18 protein-coding genes are annotated in these 22,937 nt (G+C 72.5%); 14 read left to right on the plus strand and 4 right to left on the minus strand.

The genetic code is table 11. The features are described from left to right. Positions 1 to 10: 10 nt before the first annotated feature. Both IO36_RS20635 and IO36_RS20640 read right to left on the minus strand, forming a co-directional pair. Positions 11 to 424: a roadblock/LC7 domain-containing protein gene (locus IO36_RS20635; RefSeq protein WP_037621803.1), complete on the minus strand. Its 414-nt coding sequence runs from the start codon at positions 422 to 424 to the stop codon at positions 11 to 13. Then, positions 421 to 1,800 carry an ATP-binding protein gene (locus IO36_RS20640; protein ID WP_051900717.1) on the minus strand — a complete coding sequence of 460 codons (1,380 nt, stop codon included), beginning with the start codon at positions 1,798 to 1,800 and terminating at the stop codon, positions 421 to 423. The genes IO36_RS20635 and IO36_RS20640 overlap by 4 nt, the downstream gene beginning before the upstream one ends. A gap of 215 nt (positions 1,801 to 2,015) precedes the next feature. Here IO36_RS20640 and IO36_RS20645 point away from each other — a divergent pair, with 215 nt between their 5' ends. Both IO36_RS20645 and IO36_RS20650 read left to right on the plus strand, forming a co-directional pair. Further along, entirely contained in the window at positions 2,016 to 2,978 is a 963-nt protein-coding gene (locus IO36_RS20645; protein WP_037622036.1) for an AraC-like ligand-binding domain-containing protein, read from the plus strand. 78 nt (positions 2,979 to 3,056) lie between these two features. Further along, positions 3,057 to 3,926 carry a LysR family transcriptional regulator gene (locus IO36_RS20650; RefSeq protein WP_037621804.1) on the plus strand — a complete coding sequence of 290 codons (870 nt, stop codon included), beginning with the start codon at positions 3,057 to 3,059 and terminating at the stop codon, positions 3,924 to 3,926. A 21-nt stretch (positions 3,927 to 3,947) separates the two neighbouring features. Here the strand turns inward: IO36_RS20650 and IO36_RS20655 are convergent, their stop codons facing one another. Next, complete coding sequence (locus tag IO36_RS20655) at positions 3,948 to 5,384, minus strand: YhgE/Pip domain-containing protein (RefSeq protein WP_245173360.1); 1,437 nt, start codon at positions 5,382 to 5,384, stop codon at positions 3,948 to 3,950. A gap of 836 nt (positions 5,385 to 6,220) precedes the next feature. On the opposite strand from IO36_RS20655, the gene IO36_RS20660 reads away from it, so the two are divergent. From IO36_RS20660 to IO36_RS20715, 12 genes are all read left to right on the plus strand, one after another. Continuing rightward, positions 6,221 to 7,300 carry a lysylphosphatidylglycerol synthase transmembrane domain-containing protein gene (locus IO36_RS20660; protein WP_425535543.1) on the plus strand — a complete coding sequence of 360 codons (1,080 nt, stop codon included), beginning with the start codon at positions 6,221 to 6,223 and terminating at the stop codon, positions 7,298 to 7,300. 242 nt (positions 7,301 to 7,542) lie between these two features. Beyond that, entirely contained in the window at positions 7,543 to 7,875 is a 333-nt protein-coding gene (locus tag IO36_RS20665) for a hypothetical protein (protein WP_037621805.1), read from the plus strand. A 23-nt stretch (positions 7,876 to 7,898) separates the two neighbouring features. Continuing rightward, on the plus strand, positions 7,899 to 8,210 hold the full coding sequence (locus tag IO36_RS20670) for a pore-forming ESAT-6 family protein (RefSeq protein ID WP_037621806.1): 312 nt from the start codon (positions 7,899 to 7,901) through the stop codon (positions 8,208 to 8,210). A 41-nt stretch (positions 8,211 to 8,251) separates the two neighbouring features. Beyond that, the gene (locus IO36_RS20675; RefSeq protein WP_037621807.1) at positions 8,252 to 8,644 is read left to right on the plus strand and encodes a DUF6507 family protein; all 393 of its coding nucleotides are present in this window, start codon (positions 8,252 to 8,254) and stop codon (positions 8,642 to 8,644) included. Further along, positions 8,641 to 11,130 carry a hypothetical protein gene (locus IO36_RS43180; protein ID WP_051900718.1) on the plus strand — a complete coding sequence of 830 codons (2,490 nt, stop codon included), beginning with the start codon at positions 8,641 to 8,643 and terminating at the stop codon, positions 11,128 to 11,130. The genes IO36_RS20675 and IO36_RS43180 overlap by 4 nt, the downstream gene beginning before the upstream one ends. A 12-nt stretch (positions 11,131 to 11,142) precedes the next feature. Continuing rightward, the gene (locus tag IO36_RS20685) at positions 11,143 to 12,009 is read left to right on the plus strand and encodes an immunity 49 family protein (protein WP_245173361.1); all 867 of its coding nucleotides are present in this window, start codon (positions 11,143 to 11,145) and stop codon (positions 12,007 to 12,009) included. Between the two features lie 44 nt (positions 12,010 to 12,053). After that, complete coding sequence (locus tag IO36_RS20690) at positions 12,054 to 12,332, plus strand: hypothetical protein (RefSeq protein ID WP_037621808.1); 279 nt, start codon at positions 12,054 to 12,056, stop codon at positions 12,330 to 12,332. Between the two features lie 21 nt (positions 12,333 to 12,353). Continuing rightward, complete coding sequence (gene eccD / locus IO36_RS20695) at positions 12,354 to 13,733, plus strand: type VII secretion integral membrane protein EccD (protein WP_051900719.1); 1,380 nt, start codon at positions 12,354 to 12,356, stop codon at positions 13,731 to 13,733. A gap of 11 nt (positions 13,734 to 13,744) precedes the next feature. Further along, complete coding sequence (locus tag IO36_RS44685; protein WP_078943316.1) at positions 13,745 to 14,953, plus strand: CpaE/TadZ family protein; 1,209 nt, start codon at positions 13,745 to 13,747, stop codon at positions 14,951 to 14,953. A 43-nt stretch (positions 14,954 to 14,996) separates the two neighbouring features. Then, positions 14,997 to 18,995, plus strand: coding sequence for a type VII secretion protein EccC (locus IO36_RS20705; RefSeq protein ID WP_037621809.1), 3,999 nt, complete (start codon positions 14,997 to 14,999; stop codon positions 18,993 to 18,995). Continuing rightward, positions 18,992 to 20,407, plus strand: a complete 1,416-nt coding sequence (locus IO36_RS20710; RefSeq protein WP_037621810.1) for a DUF6177 family protein — start codon at positions 18,992 to 18,994, stop codon at positions 20,405 to 20,407. The genes IO36_RS20705 and IO36_RS20710 overlap by 4 nt, the downstream gene beginning before the upstream one ends. After that, on the plus strand, positions 20,404 to 22,422 hold the full coding sequence (locus IO36_RS20715; RefSeq protein ID WP_107065757.1) for a PE-PGRS family protein: 2,019 nt from the start codon (positions 20,404 to 20,406) through the stop codon (positions 22,420 to 22,422). Before IO36_RS20710 ends, IO36_RS20715 begins: the two co-directional genes overlap by 4 nt. A gap of 96 nt (positions 22,423 to 22,518) precedes the next feature. Here the strand turns inward: IO36_RS20715 and msrB are convergent, their stop codons facing one another. Beyond that, entirely contained in the window at positions 22,519 to 22,929 is a 411-nt protein-coding gene (gene msrB, locus IO36_RS20720; RefSeq protein WP_037621811.1) for a peptide-methionine (R)-S-oxide reductase MsrB, read from the minus strand. Positions 22,930 to 22,937: the final 8 nt, after the last annotated feature.

Raw genomic sequence — 22,937 nt, forward strand, 5'->3', positions numbered from 1 at the left:
CCGGGCGGTCTCACGCGGGACTGCCGGTGTCCTGCCGGGCGGGACTGGTCAGTTCCTTGCCGAGCCGGTCGACCATCTTGTGCATGCGGTAGGCGACCGCCTCCATGTCGACGTCCTCGGTCGTGGACACCGCGAGGTGGGTGCCCTCGCCCGCGGCGACGAGGAAGACGTACCCGTGCGCGAACTCGATCAGGGTCTGCCGCCACGGCGTGTCCGGGCTGCCGCAGAACTCGGCGGTGCTGCGGCTGATCGCCTGCACCCCGGACAGGCCGGCGGCGAGCCGCTCGGCGTCGTCCCGGGCGATGTCCGCGGAGTGGGCGCGCAGCATGCCGTCGGCGGACAGCAGGATCGCGTGCCGGGCCTGCGGCACCTTCAGGACCTCGTCGAGCATCCACCCCAGCTCGTTGGTCATGGGCGCGGTCATCCCTGCGTGCTCCCTTCTGTCGGACGGGCCCCGTCCTGCGACGCGGGCGACTGCGGGGTGTCGACGGCCCCCGGCGGCGGGGTGGCCGGGGCTTCGGTGGTGTCGCGGGCCGCGCGGGTGCCGCGGGCGAACGCGCCCATGCGCCGGGCGTTGTCCTCGGCCGACCGGACGCCGGCGTCCTCGGCGGGCACGGAGGCGGACGGTCCCGGCCGGCCGGCCTCCTGCGGGACCCGGCGCCGCCGCTTCGGCAGACCGCCGGCCGTGGTCGTCCCGACGGGCTCGGCCGACCTCCGTGTGGGCAGCACCGAAGGCCTGGAGCCCGCACGCGGCGGCAGCTCCGCCTCCGGGGCCACGTGCGTGAGCAGGGCCGACGGCAGGAACACCACCGCACGGACACCGCCGTACGGCGACCTCGTGTCCACCGAGACGTCGAACCCGTAACGGGCGGCGAGCACACCGGCCACGGCGAAACCGAACCGCGGAGGGTCGTCGAGCCGGGTCACGTCCACTGTGTCCCGGCCGGTCAGCAGCCGGGCCGCCCGCTCGACCGCCCCGCCGTCCATGCCGACGCCGGCGTCGTCGACGACCACGCAGACGCCGTTGTGCGCCGGCCGGACGGTGACCTCGACGGTGGTGTCGGGCTGCGAGTGGCGGGCCGCGTTGTCCAGGAGCTCGGCGAGGGCCAGGACCACCGGCTCGACGGCCCGGCTCCCGACGGCGACGTCGACATGCCCGTTGACGCGGACGCGCCGGTAGTCACGGATCCGGGAGGTCGCGCCCCGCACCACCTCCACCAGCGCGGACGTGCCGCGCTGGCGTCCCGGCCAGGAGCCGCACAGGACGGCGATCGCCTGCGCCCGGCGGCCGAACTGCGCGTTGGTGTGGTCGATCTCGAGGAGGTCGCGCAGCACGTCGGGATGGTCGTGCCGGTCCTGCATCTCGGCGATGGACACCTGCTGCTCGTTGGCGAGGGCCTGGATCGACCGCATCGACGCCTTGAGCGCCGACTTCGCGGACCGGTCGGCGCGCGCCCGCGCGTGTCCCACCGCTTCGGAGCAGCGTTCCAGGACGGTGTCGAGCCGCTTCGCGAAGTCCGTGCCCGCGAGCCGGGCGTCGAGCAGACCGGCGACCGGGGCTTCCGCGGCGGCCGGGCCGTCCGCGCCGGCGCGGGGCTGCGCGGTCTCCGCCAGGGCGGGCAGCCGGACCTCGGCCAGATGACGCAGCTCCTCGTCGCGGGCCCGCAGGTCCTCCATGAGGTCGTCGGCCCGCCGGCGCAGCCGCCCGCTGATCCCGCTCTGGCGCAGCAGCAGCACGGTGACGGCGAGCAGGCCGACGGCCAGGCACCAGGACACGGCCTCCGGTATCCGTTCGGTCATGTTCCTCAAGTCCTCTTGTACACAAGAGCATTGCCGGGACAGGAGCAGGAAGAGTGAGGGATGGGGCGCGAGTTGACGGGGCGGCCGACGGTAGCCGCGCACGGGTGTGGCCGCTTTCCCTCGCGCGCAAGGAAGTTGTCCCCATGCGCACCGGCTGTGTGCACTAGGCTGACACCGCGTAACTGCCCTCACCCTCACGGGAGTCGATGGTGGCCATGCCCACGGGCAACTACCTGGTGGAGACCCGGTCGACGGACGCGGTGGAACCGGCCGAGCGGGCCGACTTCTGGAGCGAGCACATCGGGTCGTACCAGTCCCGGATGGGCTACCGGTACGGCAGCACCGAGGACTTCGGCGGGAGCACGGTCCGCCAGCGCACGGAGGCCTACCAGCTCGTCAGGTTCCGGTCGGACGAGATCGAGTACAGCAGGACCGCGCGGCAGATCCGCGAGGAACCCGACGAGGACTACCGGTTACTGCTGCCGCTGACCGGACAGATCGTCCTGCGCCAGGACGGTCGGGAGGCACGGCTGACGCCGGGAGCGGGCACGCTCGTGTCGTTCGGCTCGCCCTTCCAGTGCCTCCAGGACGCCTCCACCCAGGCCTTCGTCCTGACGATCCCGGCCCGGGAGCTGGACGGCCCGCTGAACCGCAAGTCGCCGCTGGCCACCGGCCTCGATCTGAGCAGGGGCCTCGGCCGCGTCGTCCGCTCGATGCTCGACGCGCTGTACGCCGAGCGCGACGGTCTCACCGACTCCCAGTTCAACGCCGTGTCCGACCGCGTGGTGGAGCTGCTGTGCATGCTCACCACCCACGACGACCGTCCCGACGGCGCCCGCCATCTGTCCGACGTGGAGGCGGTGGTGCGCCGCCATGTCCGCGAGCACGCCGCCGACCCCGGGCTCACCGGTACGTCCATGGCCCATGCCCTCGGCTGGTCGCTGCGCCAGATCCAGCTGGCCCTCCAGCACGCCGGCACCACCCCGCGCGATCTGATCCGCGAGGAGCGGCTGCGCCTGGTCCGCGAGCGGCTCCGGTGCGGCGACTGCGAGCATCTGACGATCACCGACCTGGCCTACGCCTCGGGCTTCTCGTCGGCGAGCGCCCTGAGCACCGCCTTCCGGCAGCGCTTCGGGGTGAGCCCGCGGGAGATGCGCAACGGCGTCCGCGGGACGTGACGCGCGGCCCGGGCTGGGACAATCGGTGACAGAGGGCGGGAATCCGGCCGGAAGCGGGCCGCCGCCCCGGGAGCGGAGATGGATCTGCGGCAGATGGAGGTCGTGGTCGCGGTGGCCGAGGAGGGCGGTTTCACCGCGGCGGCCCAACGGCTGCACGTGGTGCAGTCGGCCGTGTCGAGCACCGTCCTCGCGCTGGAGCGGGAACTGGGCACCCCGTTGTTCGACCGCACCACGCACCGGGTGACCCTGACCCCGGCGGGCGAGGCCTTCGTCCCGGCGGCGCGCGCCGCGCTGCGGGCGGCGGAGCGGGCGCGGACCGCGGTCGGCCTGGTCCGGGGACAGCTGCGGGGCAGCATCACGATCGCCACGACACCGGGGGCCGGGGCCTGCCTCCACCGGCCGCTGACCGCGCTGCGGGCCGAGCATCCGGGCGTGGCGGTACGGCTGCGGCAGACGCCCCCGGCCGACGTGCGCGGCGCGCTGCGCGAGGGCACCGTCGACCTGGCCGTGGTCGCGCTCGACCGGCGGCCGCAGCGCGGGCTGGAGACCCGGCTGCTGGCGTACGAGGAGATGGTCCTGGCGTCCGCCCCCGCGCGCGGGCTCACCGGCACCGGTCCTGACGGCGCGGTCACCCTCGCCCGGGCCGCCCGGCTGCCGCTGGTGGACTTCTCCCCGGGCCAGGCGATCCGTCTGTGCGTGGACCGGGCGTTCCGGGCCGCCGGGGTGGACCGGGAGAGCGCCTTCGAGGTCGACGACATCGCGTCCGCGGCCGGGCTCGTCCGGGCCGACCTGGGCGTCTGCGTCCTGCCCGTCTCGGTCGCGGAAGGATTCCCCGGCCTGAGCACCCACGCGTTCGCCGGGCACGCCCCGCACTGGAAGATCGTGCTGGTCCGCCCCCGCGGCGAGGCCCCGCCGGTGGTCGCCGCGCTCCTGCGGCACCTGGTCTGACGGCCGGAGTGTCCGGACCGGTCAGGCGGTCGCGGCGGGCGGGGCGGCCTGGTGGACGGGCGGCTGGGGAGTCAGCCGGTCCAGGCCCTTGCGGTCGTAGTAGCGGGTCATCGCGAAGCCGAACACGAGGGCGAGCACGGCACCGACGGTGATCATGAGCCAGGCGCGGCCCAGCCCGGCGTCGGCCCGCGCGTCGAAGAACAGGATGGCGCGCACCCCGTCGCTGAGCTGGCGCATGGGCTCGAACACGGACAGGAACCGGTAGAAGCCGGGGACCGCCTGGAGCGGGACGGTGGCGCCCGAGGACGGCAGGCCGAGGACGATGAACACGAACATGGACACGAGCTGCCCGATCCCGCCGAACGCCGCGTTGATCGCCTGGACCCCCAGCCCGACGGCGAGGCTCGCGCAGTAGGAGTAGATCCACAGCAGCGGCAGATGGGTGGCGTCCATGCCGAGGATCGCGACGGTGGCGAGCATGACCAGGGAGACCGTGAGCACGGTGATCCCGGCGGTCATGACCATCTTCAGGAGCAGCGTCTGGGTGCGACTGATGGGCACGGTCGGACGGCGGGTGTGCCAGGGGCCGATCTCGTTGTCGGCGTAGCCGAGGGCCGTGTCGACGCCGGTGCTGATGAGGTTGCCGCCGAGGAACCCGGCGAGCACCAGCAGCAGGGTGTAGTAGAACGCGCTGAGCCCGAGGCCGCTGTGCGCGCCGATGGGGTGGCCGATCCGGGTGACGACCTCGACGGGGTCGGCGAGGAGCAGCCGGGTGGTGGAGTCCGTCTTCGCGGTCACCGGGGACGCCGTGAGCTGCTTCCCGATGGTCGCGGAGGTCTGCTGGGCCGCGGCCGTCGTGATCCGGCTCGCGAGGGACGAACCGAGGCTGCCCATGCCGGGGTTGGTCAGGACCGTCATGGTGGGCCGGACGGTGGCGTGCGCCGTGGTCAGGGCGGTGACGGAGGCCGTGAAGTCGGCGGGGACGACGAGGGCGCCGTAGATCTTGCCGGAGGAGAGCTGGTCCTCGGCCTGCGCCCGGGTGAGCCGGCGCCAGCCCGCCGTGCCGGAGGTGTCGCTCGCGGCGATGGCCGCGGTGACCTGGGTGCCGACGTTCTGCCGCTGCCCCGGAGGCGGGGCGCCGGTGTCCTCGTTGACCAGGCCGATCGGCAGATGGCGCAGATGCCCGTTCGGATTGACGATGCCGCCCATGTAGAGCAGCGACAGCAGCAGCGCGAGCAGTCCCGTCAGCACGGTGGGCAGCAGCCACAGTTTCGGGCGGCGCAGCAGGGCGGCGGCCCGGGCCCGGACGGGGGCGGCCGTGACTCCGTCCGGGGCACCCCCGCCAGGGCCGGTACCGCCCCGGCCACCGGGGTCCGTCGCCCCACCACCGCCGGCGCCGCCCGCGCCCAGGGGCTCTCCGTCGCCGTGATCCGCGGGGTGGTTGCTGTCGGCGTCCATGGTTCTCCGTGGGGTCCGGGGGCGGTACGGGTACGGGGGCGGTGCGGGTCGGGGGCGGTGCGGGTCGAGAGCGGTGCGGGTCGAGAGCGGTGCGGGTACCGGGGGAGCGGGTACGGGAGATACGGGAGCGGTGCTGGGCGTACGGCCCCCGGCCGGGGAGTCCGGGGCCGCACGTCAGGCCAGGATCGGGGGTGCGCACGGGTCACGGACGACGACTCGCCGTGTCCACGGCGCCGGTCCCCGCCTTGGCACGGGGAAGCCCGCCGACGAACCGCATCGGATCCCCGGCCGCCGCGCCTAGGCGCCCTTCGCACCCCGCGGACCCTTGACCACCCCGAAGCCTCCCTGGGCCCGGGGCCTCCACCTCCCCGAGCAGTTCCCCGCCCCGGCGCCTCCACCTCCCCAAGTCGCTCGCCTCCCCCGCGCGCCACCTCCCCGACGCCTCCGCCTCCCCGATGCTTCCGCCAGCCCCGCGCCGCCCCCAGGTGTTCGCCTCCCTCGCGCCTCCACCTCCCCGAGGCCTCCGCCGGCCCCACGCCTCCACGTCCCCGAGGCCTCCGCCATCCCAAGGCCTTCGCCTCCGCATCCCCGAGCCCCCTCTCTCCCCCTCCGCATTCACCCTCCAGGCCCGGAATCTGCGGTCGCGCCTCGGCCCTTCGGGTCGTACGTTCGCAGCGCGGCCGGCGTCTCCGGCCGTGTCGCTCACACGGTGGTCCCGCTTCCCCTGCCGGACACCGTGGCGTCACACCGGACGGGAACCTCTCCCCCGTCCCCGTTGCATCGCCTCGGATCCGTCCGTCCGTGCCCGGGCGTGACGCGGAAGGACGACGTGCGCCGTGTCCCTGCCTCCGCTCGACCGCCTCCCCACCCCCGCCACCACGCCCACGACCACGACCACAACGACATCCACAACCGCACCGGCACCGGCACCCGGCGAAGCTCCCCCCGTCACCCGTACGGGCGCCGCGACCCGCCTCACTTCACTGAACCGTCCGGCCCATCTGGTGCTCGCGCTGCTCCCCCTGCTGGTCATCGGAACCTGGGCCGCGCTGGACCGCGACGCCTGGCGCGACGGCCCCGCGCGGCTGGCCGACGCCGACCCGCGCTGGCTGCTCGCGGGCGTCCTCTTCACCCTGCTGGGCTGGGTGGTCACCGCGTGGATCCGGCAGGGCGCCCTGCCGGAGAGGCTGCCGCCGGGCCTGCTGATGGCGTCGCAGCTCGCCGCCGGCGCGGCCAACCTCGTGCTGCCGTCGAGCATCGGCGCCCACGCGGTGACCCTGCGCTTCCTCCAGGGCCGCGGCATCCCGCTGGCCCGCGCCACCGCGTCGCTCGCCCTGTACTCGCTGGTCAAGCCGGTGGCCAGGGTCCCGGTGCTGATCTTCTTCCTGCTGGCCCTCGAGGACACCCGCGCACTCGGCGCGCTCGCCCCGGACCGCCGGACGCTGCTGCCGGCGGCGGGCGGCGTGGCGCTCTGCCTCGCCGCCGTCTGCCTGCTCCTGACGGTCGTGCGCCCGCTGCGCCGCCCGGTGCTCGGCTTCCTTCGCACCGCGCTGACCGACGTACGGATCCTGCACACCCGGCCCAGCCGCGTCCTGGCCCTGTGGGGCGGTTCGGCCGCCGCCCCGGTGATCCAGGGAACCGTGATCGCCTCGGTCGGCTTCGCGCTCGGACTGCCGCTGTCGTGGACGCAGGTCGTGTTCGCGCTGCTGGTCGCCAGTACCGCAGCGGGCGCCGTACCCGCACCCGGCGGAATCGGCCCGGTGGACGCTGCCATGGTCCTCACCATGGCCGCGCTGGGCGCCCCGGCGTCCCTGGCGACAGCCACCGTCATCGGCTACCGCGTCCTGACGGTCTGGATCCCGCTGCTCCCCGGCACGCTGATCCTGTCCGCGCTGGTGCACCGCAAGGTGCTGTGAACGACGGCGAGAGGAAGCCGAGAAGAACAGTCGACCCGGTACACAGTGAGACAACTCATGGTGCGGATCACGCCACTTGAGCCCCTGTCACGTTGCACCCGCAATGAGCAATGCGAGAGAATGTTCGATATGCGATGAGACGTTCGTGACACAGGGGAACTGCTCCGGGGTCCGGCACGTCTCTGCTGTCGAACATCCGAGGAATCGCGATGTGCAACGTTGAAGGACACGGGGGCGGGTGAATGAAGTTCGACATGGGGTCGTCGACCCTGGTGGATCTCGGCAAGAGCACGGTCGGCTCGACGGAGGACCTGGGCACGCTGATCCGCTGGCTCGTCCAGGCGGCAGAACCGCTGGAGGGGAAGTTCAACGGAGCGGGCAAGGCGGCGTTCGACTCGTTCAAAGCGCACACGGACGAGATCACCAATGCGTTGAACGGGTCCCTGGGCGCGATCCTGGGCGGCCAGGGCGGGATGGACTCCGCGTTCGGCTCCGGTGACCTGGAGCAGGAGGACAACGCCCACAAGAACATGGGCCAGTCCAACTTCGACGCCGCCCGCTTCGGCGCCCGCTAGCCCTACCGAGGGGGAACTCGATCATGGCTCAGAATCAGGACCGCCGTTCGTACGACACCGGCGCCTCCACGGAGGTCCAGGGCAGTCTGCAAGGCGTCATCGGGCAGTTGGAGCGCGTCCTCGGTGACCGCGACCGCGCGGTGAAGGCCGCGATGGCCGACTTCACGGCCGACGGCGTCGCCGACGAGTACCACGGTAAGGAAGTCCGCTGGAACCGCGCCGCGAACGAGGTCCGCGACATCATTCGCCTCGTACGCACCACGCTCGAGGAGAACGACGGCACCGCGCAGTCGACCATGGCGAAGGCCCGCGCGGCCGTCGACAACATCGGCTGACCGTGCCGCAGTAAACAAGAACGTTTTCACGGGGGTTGGGCATGTCGGGGTGGGACATCTCGTCGTCCGGCGTCGAGTTCGTGACCTCGCTGGTCGCGGACGCGATGGACGACGTGGCCAAGGACGTCAAGGCGTACGGGACGGACATGGAGAGCGCGGCGGTCTCCGCCGGCACCGTCAGCGGACCGTACTGCGGAGCCGCGCCCACCGGAGCGATCGGCGCGGCTCTGGCGATCTTCGTCGAGAAGACCGCGGGTGACGTCCTGTTCCTCGGCGCGCGGGCGGCGAAGTCGGTCAACGGGGCACGAGAGGCGACCGCGTACTACCTCGCCGGGGACCTCGAGATGGCCGGACGGAGCGAGCACAGGGCGCTGGGCGCGCCGAAGATCGATCTGCCGGGGCAGAGCGGCGGACAGGGTGGCGGCGACAAGTGATCGAACCCTCGGCCATACCCCAGTTCACCGGCGACTTCGATCAGTTGGACAAGGACACGTCCGGCCTGCGCAGCGACGCCATCGGGATCCGCGGCGGCGGAATGGACGTGCACTCCCGTTTCCAGATGCTGGAGGCCTTCTACACCGCGCCGGAGGCCGACGACCTGTTCGCCACCACACGGCCGGTGATGGACGGGGCCGACGCCTTCGCCACCCAGCTGGAGACGGTGGCGGACGCTCTGGACACGTACTCCGTCGAGGCCCGGCCCATCGCCGAGAAACTCGCCCTGCTCAAGACGGACGCCTTCGCGTTCGTCGAGAGTGTCGAGGGCGACGACGACTGGACGTACGACGGGGACAAGATCCACCGTCATCAGGAGCTCATGGACGGTGTCGCCGCCGCGGAAAGCGCCTTCCGGGAGGCGGAGCGCCGGGCAGCCGGCAAGATCTCGGCCCTCGTCGGCGGACCGGCGTTCGTGGTCGACGACGGCCACCACACCGTCGACAAGAAGACGGTGATGTACGGGTACGACCTGGACGTCCTCAAGCACGCCGAGAAGACACCCTGGGGCACCCCGGAAACCGAGTCCCACCACGCCTGGGAGGTCGGCTACTGGGCCAAGAGCTTCGTCTGGGACGGCCTCGTCATCGACAACGTGTGGGGTGGCATCAAGGGCCTCGGCACCCTGGTCGGCTGGAACGGCTCGGACGCGGCCGGGGACGCCTGGGGACATCTCGGGGACGTCGTCAGCGGGATCGGCCAGTACACGGTCACCCCCTACGACGCGCTCATGGACTGGGCGTTCGGCCCGGACAAGGAGAGCGCCACCGAGGTCCGGCAGAAGAAGGCCGCCAAGGACTTCGCCAAGTCCATGGTCGCCTGGGACATGTGGAGCGAGAACCCGGCCCGTGCCGCGGCGACGGTCGTCTTCAACGGGCTCACCCTCGGCGCCGGTCCCCTGGCCGTCGCGTCCAAGGGCGGCGAGGCCGGCGCGGTCGCCAGGAGCGCCAGCGTCGCTGCCAAGGTCGGCGAGTACATCGACCCGGTCAGCGTGGGCCTCAAGGCGACGGGCAAGGCCGTCGGCTCACTGCCCAAGCTCTCCGACCTCACCGCCGGAATCCGCAGCGGCATCGGCGCCTCGGCCGACTCCCAGCGGATCCACAGTGTCATCGAGCTCGGTGACGGCTCCAAGGTCGTGATCGAGGACGGCAGGTTCATCGCCGTCGACAGACACGGCGACATCGTGGGGGAGGCGCCGCGCCGGGAAGCGTCCGCCGACGCGCGGTCCACGCCGCGGGACACGCCCGCGCCGCAACGGGAGCCCGCCACGGTCGGCGCCTCCTCGCACTCGCCCGGGACCACGACGCACGTCGGGAACGGGCCCGGCGGTCACGGAGCCACCCATCCCGCCGCCCCCCGGCCCCACGGACCCGACTCCGGCCCGACCGGCGGCGGCCACGGCGGCACGGGAGGGGGCCCTCACGGGGAGGGCGGCCTGGACGACGCCGGACGGAGCGGCGACGACGCCACGGGCGGCACGGGCCACGCAGGCGGAGAGACCACTCCTCCCGCGCACCAGGGGGACGGGGGCGGCGGCACCGGAACCGGCGGAGAGCGGGAACTGACCGCCGCGGAGCGCAAGGCGATCCAGGACAGGCACGTCCAGAAGGCCAACGACGCCGACCAGACGTGGTTCAAGGAGCACTACGACACACTGGGGCGGCGCAGAAACCTCGCGAACGCCGACGGCACACCGAAGTTGGTGGACGGAGTCGAGCTCCCGCAGCTGGCGAAGAACCCACAAGGCAAATGGGTCGCCGCACACGACCTGCCGAGTGGGCCGTCCGAAGTCAGGACGGGCCGTACACCGTACGGCCGGGACACGGTCTCCCCGATTCATCGGCCGGACCTGGACACGGCGGCGAAGAACCGCAAGGTGTCCATGAATCTCACGAACGCGGAAAAGGCGTTCGACGAGACTCCGTCCGCCGCGACGAAGAAGGGTCTCGAAGACGCGCAGCATGCCTACGATCAGCAGCTCGGAGGCGTTCCGAACAACAGCAAGATTTCCGAAAAGCTCGGCGAGCAGGCCGCCAAGCTGCACGTGGTGCCGAACGAGTTCCGGGGCGCCCACTGGGTCGAGCTCCCGGAGACGCCCAACGGCGCCAATCGGTTCGACCAGCTGTACAAGCTGGGCGACGACGGTCACTACGTGATCGTCGAAGCCAAGGCGCCCAAGGGCGATCTCGACTGGCGCAACGGTGCGGGCGATCAGGCACAGGGCATGAGGGTGAAGCAAGGCACCCGGCTGTACGTCCAGACGATCCTGACGCAGATGTGGAAACGAAACGGCGCGGACCGACGCATCGCGGACAGCCTCTTCGACGCGCTGGAGGATGGGAAACTTCAGTACGTCCTGGTGAAGGCGAACGAGAACACGGGCTCGTACACCGGCGCCGTTCTGGAACATTTCAAGATTTTCTAGAGGAGAGATCACGTGGTCACGAACGTTCCCCGCCATGACTTCCCCGCCGCGGCGGTAGCGGAGGACATGGCGGGGCTCCTCGGGAGCACCGGCCGTGTACTCGACCGGCTCGAAGGATCGGAGATGTCCCGCTCCCGAGCCTTGGAGAGCGCGCTGACCGTGGCCAAGTCCTTCTGTGCGAACGACCCGTGGGCGGGCAGGTTCGAGACCTGGGAGGCATGGGTCACCGCCATGCAGGTCGGCTCCGCACTGTTCGACGCGGCCATGGCGTCGGAGGGTCCCGTGGCATGCCGCATCGGGAGCCACGGCGAGGTGAAGAACCTGCCCGCCACCGGCCCCACGTCCTCTACACACGCCGGCGCCTGGGTCACCTCGTTCTACCTGGCGGTGATCTGCCGCGACAACGCCCGCGTCGATCGACTGGCCCAGGTGCCCGTGGCACTTCTCCGCGAGTCCGGCGCGGTCTTCGACGAGTACATCTACTCATGGGTGGAGACACTCCAGGGTCTGGTCTCCGGGCGGGCGGACGTCGGCAGCAGTCTCGAAGCGGCCTTCCACGGCACGGACCCCGAGGTGGCTCACGTCGCGGACAAGGAAACGCTGTTGAAGATCCTCTACCCGCCGGTCAACCTGTTCTACCGCTTGGTGAAGCCCGATCCCGGAGAATTCAACGAGGCTTTGACCGACGCGCTCACCTGGCACAAGGAGTACTGGACCGACAACGAGGCCCGATCACTGAGCAGCGACGGTCTCGTCGCCCTGGGTCCCCTCGCACTGGCCTGTATGGCCTTCGACAACGGCTTCCCCATCGAGGTCGAGTCCGAGTACCTGCCCAGATTCCTTCTTCAGGGCAACTGGGTCGGCGAGTACGCCACCTGACAACCGATGTCCCACCCCGCGACCTGAACGGACGACGCATACCCGTGGCAGCCCAGGACTACGACAGTCAATTGCTCGAGTCGGTGTCGGTTCGGCGTCGGCGGCTCAGGGATGCCGTTCTGTTCGGGACGCAGCGGCAACGGCGGTCGGTGGACGAGCGGTTGGGCAAGGCGTTCGCCGGGATCGTCGTCGCGGCGGTGCTGTGCGCCGGATGCGTGGGCTGGTCGTTCGTTTCGCACCGGGTCATCGGGAAAAGCCCGTACGGCACCTCCGTGCCCTCCACCTCGCCTTCCGCGGCGCTTTCGCCGTCTTCCACCCGATGACTCGATGATAGGTTCGAACGCGTGATATCTGCGGGGTCCCTGAGCCGTACGACGCCGAACCGGACGGCCCTGAGCCGGGTCACCCTGGTCGGCGAACGGAGGCGGGTCGATCTCGTCCTCCCCTCCACGGAACCCGTCGGACTGCTTCTGCCCGAAGTGATGCGACTGCTGGACGACCAGGTGTCCGCCCGGCCCGCGTCACGGCATCTGGTCACCGCTGACGGTTCGGCGCTCGCGCACGACAGCACGCTGGAATCTGCGGGAATCCCGGACGGAGCCGTCCTGCGGCTCGTGCGGCTGGAGGACGCCCCCGGGGCACCTGTGGTGCACGACGTCACCGATGAGGCCGCCGAGGATCCGCATGGCCGCGCATGGCGGTGGAGTCCCGCCGCCCGGCGCGTCGTGGCCGGAGTCGCGACGGTCGGCTGGGCCGCGACGGCCGGCACCCTGGCGCGCGGGGAGTTCGGTCCGTCGGCCGTGGGCGGCGCCCTGGCGGCAGTCGCTGTGCTGTGCTCACTGGCGGGGGCCCTTCTCGGTCGGGCCGCGCACCGTGGTCTGGCCACCACGCTCCTCGTCACCGGGGGAACCCTCGGTGCCCTCGGCGCATGGACGCTGGCCGACGCCCACGCCTGGTCCGGGGCCGTGCGCCTGGCCGGCGTCTCCGTCGCCCTCGTGGTGGCACTGCTCCTGCTGGGCCGGTTCGCACCGCTGGGCCGCGCCGGTCTCGTCGGTGCCGTCGCCCTGTTCGGCTGCACGCTCTGCTGGCAGGCGGCGCTCGCGGTCCAGTCGGGCGCGGGTACAACGGTCCAGCAGGCCCGTGCGGGCGCGCTGTCGGGCGTCGTCTCGATCGTCGCCCTCGGTGTGCTTCCTCGACTCGCGCTCATGGCATCCGGCCTGTCCGGGCTGGACGACCGCCGCTCCGGCGGAATGTCCGTCAGCCGCCTGGAGGTTCGCACCGCCCTGACCGCGACGCATCGTGGATTGGCTCTCGCCACCGTCGTCCTGGCCGCCTCGGCGATGTCCGCGGGGGTCCTCGTCCTGAGGGCGCCTTCGGTCTGGACCGTGCTGCTCGCCGTGGTGGTCGCCGCCGTTCTGGCGCTGCGTGCACGTGCCTTCCCGCTCGTCATCGAGGTCGTGGCACTGCTCGGGGCCGGCGCGGTGATCACCGTCCGGCTCGTCGGCGTCTGGCAGGAACGCTCCGGTGCCGTGGGGCCGTTGGCCTTGCTCGTCGCCCTGGCCCTCGTGCCCCTGGCGGTGCTGGCCGTGCAGCCCGCCGAGCATGTGCGGGTGCGGTTGCGGCGCTTCGGCGACGTCCTCGAGTCGGTGGGAGTCATCGCCCTGTTCCCGCTCCTCATCGGGGCGTTCGGTGTGTACGGGCGCCTGCTCGGCACCTTCGCGTAGGGGTGGGCTCCATGGCTCGGCGAGAGGACTGGCAGCAGGACGTGCTGCGGCAATTGGGACGGCACGAGGGTCCGGGGAAGACGGCCGGTGCGGGCGGAGCCGACGAGGCGGCCAGCGCGGGCGAGGGGACCGGTCCCGCCCCTGGGCCGACCGGTGCCACGGAACGGCCCCGACCGGCGCACGCACCGCCGGGGCCGCCCGGCGCCGCACGATCCACGGCCTCGCCCGGCTCCCCTCAGGGCTCGGTCCCCGCGTCGGCCCCCGTCGTCGCGAGTCCCGGTGATCCCCGCCTCCCGCTGCACACCCCGGAGTCCGTACCGACCGTCGACCCCCGCCTGGCGCTCGCCCTGGGGCGTCCCCGGTACGGCGATTCCGTGACCCGCCGGACCGGACGCACGCTCCGTGATCTCGCCGCCTCGGCTTCCCGGGATGTCGCCGAAGAGACCCGCCTCGCACAGGAGTTGCAGCAGCCGGTCACCACCGGCAGGGTCATCGCGGTGACATCCATCAGGGGCGGGGTGGGCAAGTCGACCGTCTCCGCCCTGCTGGGCCGCACCTTCAACCACTACCGGCACGACCCCGTCCTCACGCTGGAGGCCGACACCGCGCTCGGCACCCTCCCGGTGCGGATGGGCGCCGCGTCGGTGCGCTGGACGTGCGCCGACCTCGCCCGGATCCTCACCCCCGCGATGCGACTCACCGACGTCACGGGCTACTTGGTACCCGTGACCGACGGCGGATGGCTCCTCCCCGCCGGCCAGGGCCGCGTCGGCGCGCCGATGGACGTCCGCACCTACCGCACGGTGACGCTCGCCCTGCGGCGCTACTTCGCGGTGACGGTGGTGGACTGCGAGACGCTGCCGGGCGATGTGGCCCGTACGGCGATGGACACCGCCCACGCCCGGGTGGTGGTCGCCCCGATGACCGCGGAGGGCGTCAACGGCACCCGGCAGGTCCTGGACTGGCTGGCCCAGCTGCCGCACGCCGCCCTGGCCGGCACCGTCGTGGCCCTGTCCGCGCATTCCCCCGACACCACGCTGGACGAGAAGACGGCCGCCGCGCATCTGCGGGAGACCGGCGTGTCCGTCGTACGGCTCCCCTACGACCGGCATCTGGCGCAGGGAGGCCCGATCCACACCGCCATGCTCGGCCGGGCCACCCGGGACGCCGTCGTCCGCCTCGCGACGGAGACGATGCACCGCGCGGTCAGAGTGCGATGAGCACAAGCCAGGCTTCTGGACCCGTTCGAGAAAAGGCCCGTCCGTGACCCAGCATCTCGTCCACCGGCCCGCGCGGTCCACCCGCCCCCTCACCGCGCCACAGCCGCGCACCGTCGAACCGCCGCCCAACCTGCCCAAGGGAAAGACCGGCAACGCGGCGACCGCGTTGCTGCCGATGGCCGGCGTCATCAGCTCCGTCGTGATGATGACCGTGATCCGCAACAGCCAGTTCGCCGCCCTCGGGGCGATCGTGCTCGTCTTCGCCCTGCTCGGCGCGGCGGCGCTGTTCCTGTCCCAGCGAGGCAAGGCGCAGCGCACCCGGCGCGTGCAGCGCGAGCGGTATCTCGAGTACCTCGAGGAGCTGCGCGAGGAACTCGGCCTGCTCGAACTGGAGCAGCGTGGGCGGGCGCGCCTGCTGAACCCGCCGCCCGAGGCCCTGTACGACCTCGTGCGCGATCCGGCCCGGTTGTGGGAGCGGCGCCGCCAGGACCCCGACTTCCTGCGGGTACGGATCGGAACGGGGAACGTGCCGGTACAGGAACTGACGGTCGGGCAGAACGGCGCGGGCGGGGTCCTCACTCCCCCGGACCCCTTCATGCTCAACGAGGCCCGCGCGCTGCGGGAGAGGTTCGCCACGACGACACACTTCCCGCTCACCGTGCCCCTGGACCGGGCGGGCGACGTCAGCATCGTGGGTGACCGTGAGGGGGTGCTGCGGGTCGCCCACGCTCTGCTCGTCCAGACGGCGGTCACGCACGCGCCGGACGACGTGGCCGTCGCGCTCGCGGTGCCCGCCGAGCGGCTGGCCGACTGGGACTGGGCCAAGTGGCTGCCCCACGTGCTCGATCCGTCCGGGCACGACGGTCCGGTCGCCGCCCGCCGGATCGCGCCGGACCTGGCCGGGCTGGCCACGCTGTGCCGTCACGATCTGCGCCGGCGCGCCTCGTATGCGGCGGAGGTACGACGTGGGCTGTCGGACCGCGGCGCGCTCCGGATGACCGACCGGCTGCTGGTCGTCAGCGACGAGTACGGCGAGACTGCGGCCGAACTACAGCGCCCCGACACGGCGGTCGATCTGCCGGACATGGGCGTGACGGTGCTGCACCTGCTGGAGCAGCGCGTGCACGAGCCGGATCAGGTGACGGTCCGCGTCACCGTCGACGAGGACCGGATCACGGTGGAGGACCTGCGCGACACGTCGACGGCGGCTCAGGGCTCGCCGGATGCCATCGGCGTCGCGGGCGCGGCAGGGCTGGCCCGCATGCTCGCCCCGCTCAGGCTGTCCGCGGAGTCCGCGGCCGAGGGCACCCCCGTCTCCGGGCCGGTGGACTTCCCCGGCCTGCTGGACATCGACGACCCCGCGGCACTCGACATCGACCGGCTGTGGGCACCCCGGAGCGAGCGGGCGTTCCTGCGCGTGCCCATCGGCATGACGGACCGTCATGAGCCGGTGTTGCTGGACCTGAAGGAGTCCTCCGAGCTCGGCATGGGTCCGCACGGTCTGTGCGTGGGCGCGACCGGCTCCGGCAAGAGCGAGCTGCTGCGCACGCTCGTCCTCGCGCTCACCGCGACCCACTCCCCCGAGGACCTGGCGCTCGTACTGGTCGACTACAAGGGCGGCGCCACCTTCGCCCCCTTCACCGGCCTCCCGCACGTGGCCGGGGTGATCACGAACCTGGAGAACCAGGCCGGGCTCGTCGAACGCGTCCACAGCAGCCTCGCCGGCGAGGTCAAGCGCCGCCAGCAGGTGCTCAAGGACGCCGGCGACATCGCCGACATCGGCCACTACGCCGTTCTCCGTGCCACCGGGCGCCCGGACCTCGAAGCCCTGCCGCACCTGTTCGTCGTCATCGACGAGTTCGGCGAACTGATCACCGCGAAACCGGACTTCATCGATCTGTTCCTGTCGATCGGACGCATCGGCCGCTCGATCGGCGTCCACCTGCTGCTGTCCAGTCAGCGCATCGAGGGCGGCAAGCTCAAGGGGCTGGACACCTATCTGTCGTACCGCCTGGGCCTGCGCACCTTCTCCGCCGACGAGTCGCGTACGGTGCTCGACACCACGGACGCCTTCGATCTGCCGCCGCTGCCCGGCTTCGGCTATCTGAAGGTCGACACCTCCACCTACGAACGCTTCAAGGCGGGGTACGTCTCCGGTGCCTACCGCAGCCCGAACCCGCACGCCGAGAAGGACGACGAACCGCTCGCGTCGCCGTATCCGACGTACACCACGCCGGGCACGGAGTCCTCGGCGGCTGCGGCGGGGGAATCCGCGGCCACCAGACGGGAGACCGGACCGACGGTGATGTCGGTCATGGTCGGACAACTCGCCACCGCCGCCCCGCCGGTACGCCGGATCTGGCTGCCGCCCCTGCCGGACGCCGTCACGCTCGCCACCGCGGCCGGCCCTGTCGAGGCCGGCACGCAGGGCCTCCGGCTCGCGCGACGCGACGGCGCCCTGAGCGTTCCGCTGGGCGTTCTGGACGACCCGGCCAGGCAGTGGCAGCGGCCCTGGCTGCTGGACCTGACCGTCGCGGGCGGCCACACGGCCGTCATCGGCGGCCCGCAGTCCGGCAAGACCACTCTGCTGCGCACCCTCGCCCTCTCGCTGGCCCTCACCCGCACCCCGCACGAGGTCGCCGTCTACGGCCTCGACCTGGTGGGCGGCGGACTGTCCGCCCTCGCCGGTCTGCCGCACGTCGGCGGCATCGCGGGGCGCGCCGACCACGAGCGCGCCGCGCGTACCGTGGCCGAGGTCCGCGCCATGCTCGCCCAGCGCGAGGAGATCTTCCGCGCTCACGGGGTCGACTCCGTCGACCACCTGCGCCGACTGCGCGCCCAGGGCAGGCTGCCGCAACTCGGCTCGACCGACGTCGTGCTGCTCATCGACGGATTCGGGGCGCTGCGCGACGAGTTCGCCGACCTCGACGACGCCGTCGCCGACCTCCTTAAGCGGGGTGGCGGCTACGGCATTCACGTCGTCGCCGGAATGCTGCGCTGGAACGACGTCCGTATCGCCACCCAGTCGATGTTCGGGACACGCGTCGAACTGCGGCTCAACGACCCGGCCGACTCCTCGATCGACCGCAGACTGTCGGCGACGCTGGCACCCGACGTGCCGGGCCGGGTGCTGACCGACGGAAAACTGTTCGCGCAGGTCGCTCTGCCCCGCATCGACGACCGCCCCCACACGGAGGATCTCGCGGCCACCCTGGAGCGGACCGCCCGCACGATCCGCGCGGGCTGGCACGGCGACGTCGCCGCCCCCGTGCGGGTGCTCCCGGTGCGCCTTCCCGCGGCGAAGCTCCCCTCACCGGCCGGCGCGCCGGGGGTGGTTCCCATCGGCGTGGACCAGGACGCGCTCGCCCCGGTGCTGCTGGACCTGTTCGGGAGCGATCAGCACCTGCTCGTCCTCGGCGACAGCGAGTGCGGCAAGACCAACCTGCTGAAGCTGATCGTGCGGCAACTCGTGACCCGGTACGGCGACGAGGAGCTGGTGTTCGGTGTCTTCGACCCGCGGCGCGGTCTGCGCGGTGTCGTCCCGGAGCCGTACCGCGGCGGTTACGCCCACAACGCGAAGCTGGCCGCCGCCCTGGCGACAGGCATCGCGGCCGAGCTGGAGAAGCGTCTGCCGGAGACCGCGGACCCCGACGCGACCGGTGCGGATCCCTCGTTCACCGGGCCGAGGATCGTGATCCTGATCGACGACTACGACATCCTCACCACCGCCGGACAACAGCCCCTGGCCCCCTTCCTGCCGTACATCTCCTCCGCCCAGGACATCGGCCTCCACTTCGTCGTCGCCCGCCGTACCGCCGGAGCCTCCCGCGCCCTGTACGAACCGCTGCTGACCACCCTGCGCGAGACCGGCACCGCCGCCCTCGTCATGACCGGTGACCGCTCCGAGGGGCAGCTCTTCCCCGGCCTGTACGCGTCCGCCCAGCCTCCCGGCCGCGGCACGCTCGTCCGCCGCGGCCACCACCGGCTCGTCCAGACCGCCGTCGTGGACGAAGCCGACGACGATCGGGGATCCGCTCCATGACCAGGGACGTCATCGCCCTCACCCCGAGGATGCCGGACCTGCGCACCCTCCTCGCCGGCCTCTACGCCGGAGGTCCCGACCTCGGTGTGAGCACCTTGGCCGACGGCGCCGTCATCCAGCTCCGCGCACCCGACGGTCGGCCGCTCGTCTCCGTCGAAGCCCCTGTCCTGGTCCAGGTCCCCGGCGAGACCACCCGCCTCCTCGGCGCGGCTCCCGGTCTCCCCGACAGCCCGGTGTGGTGGACCGAGGCCCGGGCCGCCACCGCCGTCGCGGAAGGCGGCCTGCTGGCGGGCTCCTTCGCCGGACGCCTCGCCACCGTCCTCGACGGATCGGTCTGGCCCCCGGAGGCCGCCTCGACCGGTGTCGTGCCCCTCACCACGGACATCTCCGCGGTACCCGTGCCCGCCACCTCGGCCCCGGCGGTGGACGTCCTCACCGACAAGGCCGCCGTGGTCATCCAGGACCGCCCCCTCGTCACCATGACCAGCTGGCTCTCCGACGCCCTGCGCGGCGCGGCCGCCGACGGCCGCGCCCTTCAGATCGTCACCCCGCGTGCCACCCGCCTGACCCGGCCCGCTCTCACCGCCCTGCATGGCCACCCCAACCGCTGGGTCGTCCAGGAGGCCGACCACGGCTTCTACGACGGCCTGTCCGGTGCCGTGCTGCACTGGAAGGGCGGCGTCTTCACCCCCGTCCTCGACGAGAACGGCGCGGCGTCGGTCGCGGACGCCTTCGCCACCACCGCCGACAGCGGGGAACGCCAGCTCGTCCTCTCCCTGCGCACCCGGCACCCCGCCGACGAGGACCTCGTCCTCGGCCGGGCGCCGGAAGCCGCCTGGCGCATCCTCACCGGTGCCCCACCCACCGGATGGAGCACCGCCGAACCCGTCAACCTTCCGTGGTCGACACGCCAGTTGACCGACCTCGCCCGCGACCGCGCGCCCCGGCCCACATTGCTCATCGCCGTCGGCCACCCGGACCGCCCGGCCATCGCGACCGTCCGCGTCACCCGCACGCCCGACGGCGTCGAGGAGGACGTCGTCCTGGCGCTCGGCTACGGCCGGGACGAGACCCCGCCCCTGGACAGGGTCGCGTCTCTCGCCGAGACCCTCTGCGCCGAGCACTCCCTGACCAGCATGCTGACGTCGCTTCGCGCCGCCCGTCGTGATCTGACCGTTCCCCCGCGTTTCGAGGCCCCGCCCGTCCCCCACACCTTCACGCTGGGACCCGGCGAGGTCAGGGCGGTCGGCCTCGCCCACGCCCTCAGCCCGCCCCTCGGCCCCACCCCTGTCCGGCTCGGCCCACCGGCCGGCCCCGCCCTGCACTACCCGATCGGCGACGGCACCGACCCGCGCGGCTGGCACACCTTTCGCGGGCTCACCCGGCACCTGGAGCGGGGGACACCGGCGTGACGACGCCACGGGAGAAGGCCGACGCGATACTCGCCGAGGCCGGTCTGGAGGACGCGGGCGGCTGGGGCGCCGGCTCCGGCGCCCTCCCCGTCCGTGCGGCGCTGCGGCCGATCGCGGCGGGAGACGCCGTACCGGCCGCGGTCGTACGACTGGACGCCGTCGCTCCGTTCGCCGACACCGACACGGAGTGGTTCCGGCTGGCCACCGCGCACGGGCTGTTCGGCGAGGACGGCGGCTTCCTGGTCACGCTGGGCCACGGCGGCTGGTTCAGGGTCCGGCTCGGGGAGGATTGGCGGCTCGCGGAGGTCCTGCGGGATCAGCCTCGCTGCCCGGAGTTCATGACGCTCTCCCCGGACGGGAAGACGCTGATCGGCGTCACCACCGAGGAGTACGAGATCTGGCTCATCGTGGTCGTAGACCTCCCCGCGCACCAGGAACGACGGGCCCTGGCACTGGCGCGGGAGGAGAGCGAGGAGGAGCGGGAAGCGGCCTGGGAGGGGCTGTTCGGCAGGCTCCGGATCTCACGGCGGACACGCGAACGGTGGGCGATCGGACTCCTGTCCAACCCCTCGGTGCCCAAGGACCTCCAGCTCGACCTCTCGGTACGCACCGGGCGTCACCACGGCCGCGACCTGCCCGCCGACCTGATCGAGCAACTGCTCGTCCACCCGGAATGGAACGTGCGCAGCGCCTTGGTCGACACCGGTGTCAACCAGCTGACGCCCGGCCAGTGGAGCCGCCTCGTCCTCTCCGAGGAGAACGACCGCCGCCGCTGGGCCCTGGTCAGCGTCGCCGTCGATCACCGCGCGACCTTCACCTCGGCCGCCTACGAGCGGCTCGCCGCCGATCCCGTCGCGCGTGTCCGCGCCGAGTCCGCCTCCCTGACGGGCCTGCCGGTCACCGTGGCCCGCGCCCTCCTCACCGACCCCGAGCCCCGGGTCCGACGGTCCGCCTGCCCCGCGGCCTGGCCTGACCTGGACGACGACGAGCGCCACGCGCTCCTCACCGACCCCGACCCCGGCGTCCGCACCGCCGCCCGGCGGCTGCATCACCGCGAGCATCCGGTCCCCCTCGCCGTCTTCCTGAGCGGCGACCTCGGCGACGCCATCCGCGTCGTGACCGACTCCGTACTGGAACCGGAACTGGCCCACCACCTGTCCCGGCACCCGGATTCCGCCCTGCGCCGTGCCCTCGCCGGCAATCCTCACCTGTCCCCGGCCCTGATCGCCGTCCTGGCCGTGGACCCAGACCCCTCCGTCCGGGGCACGATCGCCCGCCGCCCGGACCTCACCGAGACCCGACGCGCCACCATCTCCTACGACTTCGATCCCACGGTCCACCACGACACGCTCCCCTGGGTCCACGCCCTCCACGACGACCCCGAAGCCATGCGCCGCCTCTCCGCCTCGGCCCACCCGCTGATCCGCCGCTCCGTCGCCCGCGCCCGCCACCTCCCGCCGGACGTCGTGGACCGTCTCGCGCACGACGAGGACCGGGTCGTCCACCTCTTCCTCGCCGAGTCCTGCGACGACGCCCCGCCCTGGATGCTGCTCCAGGTCTGGCGCTGGTGGAACGGCAGCCTCACCGCCCCCGGCCGACCCCGTACGCACCCCCGCTTCCCGCGCACCGGCCTCCTGCGACACGCCGGCGATCCCGACCCCCGTCTACGCCAACTCGCCCTGGACGACCCGGACTCCACCCCGGAACTGGTCGACCGCCTCACCCTCGACCCGCATCACGAGGTCCGCTTCCGCGCCGCCGAAGATCCACGCCTGAGCGGCCTGGGCGCGGTCCGTCTCCTCGACGACCCCGACCCCGCCGTCCGCCGGGCCGCCGCCCGCTGCCCCCGCCTCCCCGCCCACGTCCTGGTCGCGCTCCTGCGTGACCACGACACCGCCGAGGACGCGGCCCGGAACACGGCGATCCCGCCCGGCGTCATCCGGAGAATGGCCGAGCGGGATCGGGGCGCGCCGGAGGGAAGCACCGAGGCATCTCCCGGCCCGGACCCGGCCTGAGCGAGGTCGGGCCGACGCGACCTGGGGAAACGTGACGACGCCCGGGCAGGACCTCCTGCCACGGGCGTCGTGCGGTCCGGCGTCAGCCGGTGGTGGTCAGCTCTCGTCCGCCGGTGTCAGCCGCAGCGAGATGCTGTTGATGCAGTACCGCTGGTCCGTCGGGGTCGGGTAGCCCTCGCCCTCGAAGACATGGCCGAGGTGCGATCCGCAGCGGGCGCAGCGCACCTCCGTGCGCACCATTCCGTGCGAGCTGTCGGCGATCAGCTCGACGGCGTCGGAGTCCTTCGGGTCGTAGAAGGACGGCCAGCCGCAGTGCGAGGCGAACTTCTCCGTGGAGGTGAAGAGTTCGGCGCCGCAGGCACGGCAGGAGTAGACGCCCTTCGTCTTGGTGTCGGTGTACTCACCGGTGAAGGCGGGCTCGGTGCCCGCCTTGCGCAGCACCGTGTACTCGGCCGGGGTCAGCTCCGCGCGCCACTGCTCGTCCGGCTTTTCGATGTCGTACGACATGAAGCTCA

This window comes from Streptomyces aureus (genome assembly GCF_000725495.1).
GTDB classification, from domain to species: domain Bacteria; phylum Actinomycetota; class Actinomycetes; order Streptomycetales; family Streptomycetaceae; genus Streptomyces; species Streptomyces aureus_B.

Excerpts from the sequence above, each read along its gene's own strand:
- IO36_RS20635 (WP_037621803.1), bottom strand. The coding sequence starts at position 424 with ATGACCGCGCCCATGACCAACGAGCTGGGGTGGATGCTCGACGAGGTC.
- IO36_RS20640 (WP_051900717.1), bottom strand. The coding sequence starts at position 1,800 with ATGACCGAACGGATACCGGAGGCCGTGTCCTGGTGCCTGGCCGTCGGC.
- IO36_RS20645 (WP_037622036.1), top strand. The coding sequence starts at position 2,016 with ATGCCCACGGGCAACTACCTGGTGGAGACCCGGTCGACGGACGCGGTG.
- IO36_RS20650 (WP_037621804.1), top strand. The coding sequence starts at position 3,057 with ATGGATCTGCGGCAGATGGAGGTCGTGGTCGCGGTGGCCGAGGAGGGC.
- IO36_RS20655 (WP_245173360.1), bottom strand. The coding sequence starts at position 5,384 with ATGGACGCCGACAGCAACCACCCCGCGGATCACGGCGACGGAGAGCCC.
- IO36_RS20665 (WP_037621805.1), top strand. The coding sequence starts at position 7,543 with ATGAAGTTCGACATGGGGTCGTCGACCCTGGTGGATCTCGGCAAGAGC.
- IO36_RS20670 (WP_037621806.1), top strand. The coding sequence starts at position 7,899 with ATGGCTCAGAATCAGGACCGCCGTTCGTACGACACCGGCGCCTCCACG.
- IO36_RS20675 (WP_037621807.1), top strand. The coding sequence starts at position 8,252 with ATGTCGGGGTGGGACATCTCGTCGTCCGGCGTCGAGTTCGTGACCTCG.
- IO36_RS44685 (WP_078943316.1), top strand. The coding sequence starts at position 13,745 with ATGGCTCGGCGAGAGGACTGGCAGCAGGACGTGCTGCGGCAATTGGGA.
- IO36_RS20710 (WP_037621810.1), top strand. The coding sequence starts at position 18,992 with ATGACCAGGGACGTCATCGCCCTCACCCCGAGGATGCCGGACCTGCGC.
- msrB (WP_037621811.1), bottom strand. The coding sequence starts at position 22,929 with ATGTCGTACGACATCGAAAAGCCGGACGAGCAGTGGCGCGCGGAGCTG.